Genomic DNA, 6,607 nt, shown 5'->3' with positions numbered 1-6,607 from the left:
TGTCGTTGTCGTTGTCGAGTTTATGATACCCACGAGGATGCTGCTTATGCCCATCGCGTCTTCGATTACCATTACGATTGCGATTACGATTACGACAACGACAACGACAACGACAACGACAACGACAACGACAACGACCGAGACGCCAAAGGCGTTTCTTAAGGAGCGCTTGCTGTCACCCTGGTCGTGTCAAACCGGCCGCTCGAACAGATAGTGACTGACCCACCACTCCTGTCCGTCGCGATAACCGAAGAGTTCGGCGCAGGCCATGAAAAACAGCCGCCAGCGCACCCACCAGACGCCCGCCTGAGCGGCCCCGTAGGTCTGCTCCAGAATCGGCCAGACCCGAGGGCGGGCAGCGTCCATCTGCGCCAGCCAGGTGTTGAGCGTGCGTTCATAATGGCGGCCATCCCAGCGCCAACGCGAGAGAAACCGCAGGTGGTCCTGGAAGTGCAGCGGCAAGTCGTCACTCGGCATGATTCCACCGGAGAAAAAATACTTGCTCATCCAGTCGCTTGGTCCCTGATCCTCGAAGGCATAGGGGTGGGCGCGGTGAACGAAGATATGCATCAGGAAGCGCCCGCCGGGCTTGAGCCAGTCATGCACGCGGGCGAACAACTGCCGGTGGTTGCGCATGTGCTCGAACATTTCGATCGAGACCACGCGGTCATAGCGCCCCGGCGCCTGGAACTGATTCATATCCGCGGTGATGATGGTCAGGTTGCCGATCCCGCGCTCCCGCGCCTGGCCCTCGATGAAACCGCGTTGCCCCTGTGAGTTGGAGACCCCGGTCACCCGGCAATTGGGAAAGCGCTCGGCCACATAGAGGCTGAACGCGCCCCAACCGCAACCCATTTCGAGGACCTCCATGCCGTCGCTGATACCGGCGCGTTCCGCGGTGACCCGCAAGGACGCCTCCTCCGCTTGCGCCAGGGTGTCGACCCCCGGCGACCACAGGCAGGAACTGTATTTGCGCCGCGGCCCCAGGACCTCGACGAAAAACTCAGGCGGCAGTTCGTAGTGCTGGGCGTTAGCCAGTTCCGGGACCGCGGCGATCGGCGCGGCATCCATCCAGGCGACGAAAGCGCGCACGGCATCAGCAGCCGCCTCGCAATCCTGTGTCGGGAGTGTGGCAAGCCGTTGGCGCAGCAGCGCGCGAATGCCGCTACGCGTCACCCCATCGGGCACGACGCCCTGTTCCACCCAGCGGATTGCCGTTGCGGTTGCGTCGAACATCTCTGCGTCCCCCTGATTGCCTGGATACCTCATAATCCATCAAGGTATTGCCGCCAACGCGGAATGCCAAGCCCTGCCCCCCGATCAGGCCCGCAGGACCCGCCCGGTGTGCCCGTCGCGGATCGTGGACGGCCGGCCGGCCCCGACACAGGTGCCGCCGAGGATCAGGTCCGGTCCGCCGGGCAGGGCCAGCCGCACCCCCAGGGCCGAACGGGCCGGCGGGCGCTCAGCGATGTTCGCACTGGTGGAGACGATGGCGCCGCCGTAGGCGCGACACAGGCCGGCGGCCAGCGGATGGGCGGTGACCCGCACCGCCAGGGTGTCAAACCGGCCGGTAAGCCAGTCCGGTGTCCGGGGCCGCACGGGCATCAGCCAGGTGTTGGGACCCGGCCACGAGGCCAAGATCTCGGCCATCCGCACGGCCGGCAGGTCGACCACGAATGGCAGTAACTGGATCGGCTCGGCGGCGATCAGGATGAGACCCTTGGCCGGGTCGCGGCGCTTGAGCGCGAGAACGCGCGCCACTGCCTCACCGTCCCAGGGGTCGCACCCCAGTCCAAAAACCGCCTCGGTCGGGTAGGCGATCACCCCCCCGTTGGCGATGACGCGGGCGGCGAGGCGCAGTCGGTGATTGAGGAAGGCGGCATTCATATCGATCATTATCGTAGCGGATTGCGGACAGGAACCAAGTCACTCGTTTATTCTAGCGGGACGCACCGTCCGCCGACTGCCGATAATCCGAACGTCACCCCGCCCGCCCCAATCGTCATGGAGACTTGCGCTTGACCCGCCTGTTCCCGGTCCTCACCATGGCCTGCATCCTGGCCGCCGGGCCAGGCGTCACCCACGCCCTGGACCTGACCATCGCCTGCGGCCGCACCGCCCAGGAAACCGCCCTGTGCAAGGGGGCCGTCGGCGAGTGGGAGGCCAAGACGGGCCATCGGGTGCAGGTGATCACCACGCCGACCGATGATGCGCAGCGGCTGGCCCGCTATCTGGACCTACTCCAGGTCGGCGCCCCGGAACTGGACGTGCTGGAAATCGACGCCCTCTGGTGCGGACAACTCGGCGCGCACCTGGCCGATCTGAAACCCCTCATCGCCGATCACAACGAGGCGGATCACAACCCAGGAGACCCCAGCGCGTCCGACTTCCTGGATCCACTCATCCGCAATGCGACGCTGGGTGAGCGCCTGGTCGCCCTGCCCTGGTACCTGGAGCTCGGCCTCCTCTACTACCGCTCCGATCTGCTCGCCCGCTATAACCTTCAGGTTCCCCGGACCTGGGGCGAACTCGAGGATGCCGCCCGGCGCATCCAGGAGGCGCAACGGCTCTTGGGTAACACCAGCTTCTGGGGTTTCGCCTGGCCCGGCGGCGAGGACGAGGCGCTCACCGCCACCGCCATCGAATGGATCAGCAGCCAAGGCGGGGGGACTCTGGTCGAGCCCGACGGCCGGGTCTCGGTGAACAACCCCAGGGCCCAGTTCGCCCTGCAACGGGCGGCGAATTGGATCCGCGGCATCACCCCGGCGGCCGCCCTCACGGCCACGCCGCACGACAACCTGGACGGCTTCCGGGCGGGTGCGGCCGGCTTGATGCGCAACTGGTCCACGGCCTGGACGTCCCTGCAAGACCAGCAGACTCCGGTGGCCGAGCGCATCGCGGTCGCCCCGCTGCCCAAGGGCGCGGGCGCACCGGCCTCCGTCCTGGGCGGTGGTCAATTGGCGGTGTCGCGCTACAGTCGTCACCCCACGGAGGCCGCGGGCCTGGTGCGTTACCTCACCGGTGCCGTGGTCCAGCGACGCCGCGCCCTGGACGCCGGCTTCAACCCGACGCTGGCGGACCTTTACACGGACCCGGAACTGATCGCGGCCCGTCCATTGCTTGCGGATTTGGCCCCGATCCTGCCCAACCTGATCGCGCGTCCATCGACGCCAACCGGCGCGCAGTACCCGGAGGTGAGCGCGACCTTTGCCGCCGCCGTACGCGCGGTGCTGCGCGGCGATGCGACACCGGACGCGGCGCTGACGGGGCTGCAACGCACGCTCGACGCCCTGAGTCAGAACGGGACAGCCTGGTGACGCAAACTCGGCTCACCACCTGGCTGCTCCTCACCCTGCTCGGGTGCTCGGCCTGGGCCGCTCCCGAGCGCCTGCGCATCGGCGTGGTCGGCCGGGAAGCGCCGCAAAACTTCGTCGAGGCGCGCGGCGCGCTACGGGGTTTCGACCGCGACGTGGCGCAGGCGCTGTGCGCGCACCTGCGCGTGCAGTGCGAACTCGTTCCCGTGGATCGGGATAACTTGCTCGCGAAGGTCCAGGACGGATCACTCGACGCGGCCGTCGCCTCCCTGTCGGTCACCGCCGCACCGCCTGCCCAAATCGGATTCACCCGACCTTACCACCGCAGCCCGGGGCGCTTCGTGGCACGCACCGATCGATTCGGGCAGATCGATGCGGACGCGATCAAGGGCAAGCGCATCGGCGTGCGACGCGGCACCGCCGCCGACGACTATCTGGTGAAGACCTACCCGGATCAGCCGCGGCTGGTGCGCTACAGTACCACCGACGACGCCTTGCTGGACCTGTTGCTGGGACGTCTGGATCTGGTGTTCGGGGGACAGTTGCTGTTGGACCAGGGTTTTCTGCGCAAGGAACAGGGCCGGGGCTTCGCCTTCGTCGGTCAGCCGCCCGCGGACCCGCGCTTGTCAGGCGACGGACCCGGTGTCGCGGTACGTCCGGATGCCCCGGACCTGCTCGCCCGCCTGGACGCCGCGGTTGCTGCCTTGGACGAGAACGGGGTCTTCCGACACCTGGCGCACCGCTGGTTTCAAGAGGACAGCCAGGGGCCGACCCCGATCGCAACCCCCTCCACAGTCCCTACCGAAATCAACCGCCCCACGGCACCAGCAGCACGGAAGCACTAGCGATCCGGCCCCGGCTGGCCCTGATCATCACCCGCTTCAGTTCGCCGTATCGCTGCTGCCAGTCCGTCGAAACCTGACCGCCCGCATTTGAGACCCGCCAGCGCGATGGCGCGGGTCAAGGCATCGGTAGGGGACGCGCCACGCAGCAACCCGTCGATCATCCCGGCGTTCAGCACGTCCCCGGCACCCAGGGTATCGACAACCCGCTCAGGCACAGAAGCGGGCAGATGCAGTGGCGCGGTAGCGCGCACCAGCAGCCAAGCCCCCGCTTCACCCCAGCCGAGGACCAGGATGTCGGCAGTGGTCCGTTTCGCGAGCTCAGTGAGATAAACACGGGGATCATCGGCAACCCCCGGACCGCCGTCCGCCAGCGCGAAGCCGCGTGCGATCAGCAGCAGGTCCGGACCGCGTAACAGGGATTCAATTCCGGATCGGGGCTTTTCAAGCTCGACCGACAGGGGAACCCGCGGTAAGGCGCGACGACAGCGCGCCAACATCTGCCCCGTCTCATGCGGATTGCGCCCCTCGAAGTGAATCCAGTGCCAGCCGTCCAGGGGAATGCGCGCGAAGGCGGCCGCGTCCAGTTCCGGGAGATCGCGGTAATGCACGATGGTGCGGCTGCCGGTCGCCTGGCTCAGGGTCACATAGGAGGTGGGGCTGATTCCGCCGGGGACGCGCACGGCCTGGCGACAATCGATACCCCGTGCGCTGAGATCGGCTTGGAGAAAGGCGCCGCCCGCGTCCTCGGCCAGCGTCCCGGCCCAGGCGCACGCATGGCCGAGGTCAGCCAATACGGCCAGGGTGTTGGCGCAGTTGCCGCCCCTGGCGCGGCGCTGCGCCGCGGCTCGCACCTCGGCGTCCTCCGGCGGATAGACAGCCACCGTATTGATCAGGTCGAGGGTGGCGATGCCGACGCCGAGTATGCGCCGCCGAGTCGGGGAATCCCGCACGGCCGCCTGCTGTTCCGAATGCCGTGTGTTCAAGGATCGCGCGCAACCCGAAACCCCAGCATGTTCAGCCGACTCTCAGGGAGAAACTTGGCCCGCACATGGGTCTTCATCGACGCGGCCGGTTTGTTGAAGGCACCGCCGCGGGCGACGCGATTGGCGCAACCGCCATCGACCCGCGCACGCCCATCGGCCGGAGCACCGTCATAGCTTGCCGTATAGCAGTCAGCGACCCACTCCAAGACGTTGCCAGCCATGTCGTAGAGCCCGAAGGCGCTCGGCGCGAAGCTGCCGACCGGCGCGGTGGAGCGATTGTCCCACTGGCTGCCGCAGTCGAAACACAGGGCCCTGCCGCGCTCCATGCTGAACCCCCAGGGGTAGGAACTGCGCACTCCGGCGCGCGCGGCAAACTCCCACTCGGCCTCGCTTGGCAGACGGTAACGTTTGCCGGTCTGACGCGTCAGCCAGTCAGCGTACGCCTGGGCGTCGGACCAGGAGACCGCCACCACCGGACGCGTTCCGCGTCCCCAGCCAAAGGCTTCGGGCAACGGCCGCCCGGTGGCGCGCGCAAACCCGTCATACTGCTGAAAGGTGACCTCGTAGACACCGATCAGGAAGGGAAGGATTCGGACCTCATGCTCGGGTCCGCTGTCACTGCCGCCCATACTGTTCTGCCCCATCCGGAACATGCCGCCCGCCAGCACGGCCATGGTCGGCCCCAGGCTACCGCCGCGCAGCCGGTCGCGCAGTGTCGGCGGCGGCTCGGCGGACGCACCAACCGACATCGCGGGGATGAGCGTGAAACCCTCTTCGGGCTGATCGGAAGCCGGGACCGCGCTAACCGCAACGGGGTCTGCGGATGTGCTCTCCTCAACCGACGCGGTCGGGGGACGCTCCCAGAAGCGGGGCAACTCCAGGCTGAGGCCACCCCACAGGAACGCTGCTACGACGGCAATCACGGCGAGTCCCGACAGCAATCCAGCCGAGAAGCTGATCACCTGGGGCACGGGACTTGGCGAGATATCCGGCTCCGCGGGCGGGAGGGCCAGCAGGTTGGGGTTCTGAGCCTGATTCATGACTGCCGCGATATCAACCGACTGCTCTTGAATCTCGGCCATTTGACGCCGCAGCCGCTGGAGTTCATCGCGCGCGGCCTTGAGCGAAGCCTCCTTGCGCTGGACCTCATTCTTGAGCGCATCAGCCTCCTGATGCCGGTCCTCCAACTCGTCTTCAAGTCGTCGGCACTCACCTGTGATCCGATCGAGTGTCTTACCCCGCTCCCCCAGTGAATGCCTCAGGGTAGTGAGTTCCTGCTGCATCGCCTGCCGCTCGGTCGCGGAAGAAACGGTGCTTTCCATTGCGTATTCGCGCTCGGCCAACTTGCGATTGAGGCGCGCAATTTCTTCTGCCGCATCCCGGCGCATCTGCTCAAGCTGGTTGCGCAACTCAAGGGTGCCACCGGTGTCGGCAAGCTCAATGCGATCGGTTTGTTCGTTCATAC

The 6,607-nt window shown here is 66.9% G+C and carries 6 protein-coding genes; 2 read left to right on the top strand and 4 right to left on the bottom strand.

Annotated features, from left to right (window positions below; all coding sequences use genetic code 11):
• Positions 1-189 precede the first annotated feature (189 nt).
• Together QZY03_RS29570 and QZY03_RS29565 are read right to left on the bottom strand one after the other, a co-directional pair.
• Complete coding sequence (locus tag QZY03_RS29570; RefSeq protein ID WP_295587576.1) at positions 190-1,236, bottom strand: cyclopropane-fatty-acyl-phospholipid synthase family protein; 1,047 nt, start codon at positions 1,234-1,236, stop codon at positions 190-192.
• A gap of 84 nt (positions 1,237-1,320) precedes the next feature.
• Positions 1,321-1,887, bottom strand: coding sequence for a Sua5/YciO/YrdC/YwlC family protein (locus QZY03_RS29565; protein ID WP_295587574.1), 567 nt, complete (start codon positions 1,885-1,887; stop codon positions 1,321-1,323).
• Between the two features lie 131 nt (positions 1,888-2,018).
• Between QZY03_RS29565 and QZY03_RS29560 the strand changes: the two genes are divergently transcribed.
• Entirely contained in the window at positions 2,019-3,317 is a 1,299-nt protein-coding gene (locus tag QZY03_RS29560) for an ABC transporter substrate-binding protein (RefSeq protein ID WP_295587572.1), read from the top strand.
• Complete coding sequence (locus QZY03_RS29555) at positions 3,314-4,159, top strand: transporter substrate-binding domain-containing protein (RefSeq protein WP_295587570.1); 846 nt, start codon at positions 3,314-3,316, stop codon at positions 4,157-4,159. The genes QZY03_RS29560 and QZY03_RS29555 overlap by 4 nt, the downstream gene beginning before the upstream one ends.
• Here the strand turns inward: QZY03_RS29555 and QZY03_RS29550 are convergent.
• Positions 4,156-5,142, bottom strand: a complete 987-nt coding sequence (locus QZY03_RS29550) for a PfkB family carbohydrate kinase (protein ID WP_295587568.1) — start codon at positions 5,140-5,142, stop codon at positions 4,156-4,158. The genes QZY03_RS29555 and QZY03_RS29550 overlap by 4 nt on opposite strands.
• Positions 5,139-6,605, bottom strand: coding sequence for an SUMF1/EgtB/PvdO family nonheme iron enzyme (locus QZY03_RS29545; protein WP_295587566.1), 1,467 nt, complete (start codon positions 6,603-6,605; stop codon positions 5,139-5,141). Before QZY03_RS29545 ends, QZY03_RS29550 begins: the two co-directional genes overlap by 4 nt.
• Between the last annotated feature and the right edge of the window lie 2 nt (positions 6,606-6,607).

It is taken from the genome of uncultured Lamprocystis sp., assembly GCF_903933125.1.
In the GTDB taxonomy this organism is placed as follows: domain Bacteria; phylum Pseudomonadota; class Gammaproteobacteria; order Chromatiales; family Chromatiaceae; genus Thiodictyon.
This window is presented reverse-complemented; position numbering and strand designations above follow the sequence as displayed.

Excerpts from the sequence above, each read along its gene's own strand:
- QZY03_RS29570 (WP_295587576.1), bottom strand. The coding sequence starts at position 1,236 with ATGTTCGACGCAACCGCAACGGCAATCCGCTGGGTGGAACAGGGCGTC.
- QZY03_RS29565 (WP_295587574.1), bottom strand. The coding sequence starts at position 1,887 with ATGAATGCCGCCTTCCTCAATCACCGACTGCGCCTCGCCGCCCGCGTC.
- QZY03_RS29545 (WP_295587566.1), bottom strand. The coding sequence starts at position 6,605 with ATGAACGAACAAACCGATCGCATTGAGCTTGCCGACACCGGTGGCACC.